The organism is Pseudomonas baetica (genome assembly GCF_051216495.1).
GTDB classification, from domain to species: Bacteria; Pseudomonadota; Gammaproteobacteria; order Pseudomonadales; family Pseudomonadaceae; genus Aquipseudomonas; species Aquipseudomonas baetica_B.
Genome location: NZ_JBPKAM010000221.1, coordinates 1 through 2,777, shown reverse-complemented (window position 1 = coordinate 2,777; position 2,777 = coordinate 1). Strand labels below are relative to the sequence as shown.

Annotated in this window: 3 protein-coding genes; 2 read left to right on the top strand and 1 reads right to left on the bottom strand. The window is 60.3% G+C overall.

Features of this window, described 5'->3' with window-relative positions:
• The first annotated feature begins 152 nt into the window (after positions 1-152).
• The gene (locus ACSFE6_RS31310) at positions 153-497 is read left to right on the top strand and encodes a YegP family protein (protein WP_435431235.1); all 345 of its coding nucleotides are present in this window, start codon (positions 153-155) and stop codon (positions 495-497) included.
• Between the two features lie 106 nt (positions 498-603).
• Here the strand turns inward: ACSFE6_RS31310 and ACSFE6_RS31305 are convergent, their stop codons facing one another.
• On the bottom strand, positions 604-1,623 hold the full coding sequence (locus ACSFE6_RS31305; RefSeq protein WP_435431234.1) for a DUF4917 family protein: 1,020 nt from the start codon (positions 1,621-1,623) through the stop codon (positions 604-606).
• Between the two features lie 132 nt (positions 1,624-1,755).
• Here ACSFE6_RS31305 and ACSFE6_RS31300 point away from each other — a divergent pair, with 132 nt between their 5' ends.
• Positions 1,756-2,664, top strand: coding sequence for a LysR family transcriptional regulator (locus ACSFE6_RS31300; RefSeq protein ID WP_435431233.1), 909 nt, complete (start codon positions 1,756-1,758; stop codon positions 2,662-2,664).
• Positions 2,665-2,777: the final 113 nt, after the last annotated feature.

The following is a 2,777-nucleotide window of genomic DNA, read 5'->3' as shown; positions in this document are numbered from 1 at the left end:
CCCCCCCCACCTCCCCCCCCCCCCCCCCCCCTCCCGCCCCCCCCTCCTGTGCCCTCCCCCCCCCCCCCGATGAGGCCGGTACAGGCGACAGAAATCTCAGGCTGGTCTTTACTCTGAAGCGCGCAACCTCTCAATCGCCAAGGAGAAAGAGCATGTCCGGATGGTACGAAGTGAGCAAAAACAGCAGCGGTCAGTTCAGGTTTGTCCTGAAGGCGGCAAACGCCGAAACCATTCTGACCAGTGAGCTGTACACCACCCGCGCCGCCGCCGACAAAGGCATCGCGTCGGTCCAGGCCAACAGCCCGCTGGATGAGCGCTACGAGAAGAAAACCACCAAGGACGGCCATCCTTACTTCAATCTCAAGGCCGGTAACCACGAGACCATTGGCAACAGTGAGTCCTATTCATCGGCGGCCGCGATGGAAAAAGGCATCGCCAGCGTGAAGGCCAATGGCCCGACCAAGGTGATCAAGGACAAGACCTTACCCATTCTTTGAAAACACCTGTGGGAGCGAGCCTGCTCGCGAAGGCGGTGTGTCAGTCGACATCATTGTTGAATGTCATATCGCATTCGCGAGCAGGCTCGCTCCCACAGGGATCACGCTAAACTTCGACGGGAACCGATAGCTTCGGATTCCCCAACGCATGCGTCTTCGAATCAAAAAATCGCAACTCAATCCCCGTCCCCTCGAACACCTTCGCGTAATAACGTTTCTGATGCTGGATGAACGCTTTGCTGCGCGGATAAATCGAGATGGCCACAACGTGCGGTTTCGCCAGACGCAAGGCCTGCACGATGTGGCTGTCTTGCTCGCCCAGTGCATGACCGAAGAGGCATAAACCGTCGCTGTGACCCAGCAACTGCTCATAGCAGAACGACAGGTAATCCGAACTACGGATGGTTTTGAGCTTGTCCGCACTCAGCCCTTCGTTGACGAACAGCGGCACGTCGTCGAGGGTTTTGATCGTGTTGTTGATGGCGAAATTGCCCAACAACGTGCCTTCGGTTGACATCAACTTACGTGCGGTGCCGTCCTGATTGCGCACCAGATGCAGGCCGCCGTGCAGGTACAGCAGGCGGGTCTTGTCGGTGGCGGTGGCGCTCAGGTCGAAAGCAGGTTCGGCGCCCTGGAACAGATCGGTGATCGCGTCCGGTTGATGCTGGAGCGCCCAGTGGTTGAGCAGGTCGTAGTTGGTGGTGAACACCGTGCGATAACGGGCCAGTTCCTGACTGATCGTCGCCAGGGTCGAAGCCTCGACCAGCCTCCACGGAATGTGCACCGCGTGCACGGTATTGATCAGCGCTTCCTTGATCGCGTAGTAACGATTACGCGGCGCGGCGGAACTGACGGCCAGAGCCTTGTTGACCCGGCTGGTGGTCTTCAGCGCGCTCAGCACCTGTTCGAAACTGCGTGTCTGCATGGCATCGAACACGCTCAGCTCGGACGGGCTCATGGGTTTTTCTTCGACGGTGCGGGCGTTTTCGAACAGCGAGTCGTAGCCGAAGTCGTCCCATACCGCACGACTGGCGCCGTTGCCCACCAGCAAGCCGGCGAACGCAGCGCGGGTGCGCAGTACGTTCCAGTCTTCAAGTTGGGCGTCGACATCCAGGAAATCGGTCATTGCGATCAAAGTCTCAAGGCAAGGGGGCTGATGGGCGGCGACTTTATCACGAGCGAGTGCCCAGGCCACGGCACAGTCCGGGCGAAGAGCGCTATGCTGCGACTTCGCCCGAGCTGACATCGCGAGTCCCTGATGCTGCAAAAAAGCCTGATCCGCCGCCTCGACCTGATCACCCTGCAACTGTTCGTCGCCGTCCATGAAGAAGGCACCCTGACCCGTGCCGCCTCGCGCGAAGCGATCGCGGTGTCGGCGGCGAGCAAGCGTTTGATGGAGCTGGAGGAGGCGCTGGGGATCAGCCTGTTTGTGCGTCAGGCCAAGGGCATGACATTGACTCCGGCGGGTGAAACGCTGTTGCACCATGCGCGGCAGATGTTGTTCAACGTCGAGAAAATGGGGCTTGAGTTGGGCGAGCATAGCCACGGTGTGCGCGGTTATGTGCGGATGCTGGCCAATCTGTCGGCGATCATCCAGTTCCTGCCGGAGGACTTGCGGGACTTTTCCGAGCGTCATCCGCAGGTCAAGACCGACCTTGAAGAGCGGCCCAGCGCCGGGGTGATTCAGGGGGTGCTGGATGGCGTGGCCGACCTCGGGATCTGCTCCATCGACAGCGACATCAAAGGCCTGCACAGCGTGGTCTACCGTCAGGACAAACTGATGGTGCTGATGCTGCCGGATCATCCGTTGGCCCGCCGTTCGAGCCTGGCATTTGCCGAGACCCTGGACAGTGATTACGTCGGCCTGCATGCAGCCAGTTCGATCAACATGCGCACCCATGCGGCGGCGCGGGAGGCTGGCAGGGTCTTGCGGGTGCGCATACATGTGCCGGGCTTCGATGCCATGTGCCGCATGATCCAGGCCAACATGGGCATTGGCGTCTTGCCGCAGCGGGCCTATGAGTTGTTTGGCCGGGCGCTGGGGTTGCATGCAGTGCCGTTGACCGATGAATGGTCGGACCGGGCACTGATTCTGGTGGTGCGCGATGAGGCGCTGCTGTCGCCGGTGAGCCGGATGTTGTTTGAGCATTTGCGCGGGCAGGCCTGAATTATTCATTGATTAGGCTGGCCCCTTCGCGAGCAGGCTCGCTCCCCCCACGAGTTTTTTGAAGCCACCAAGCCCCAGTTTGGGGGAATGCCCCTCCCAAAACAGGATGTTTG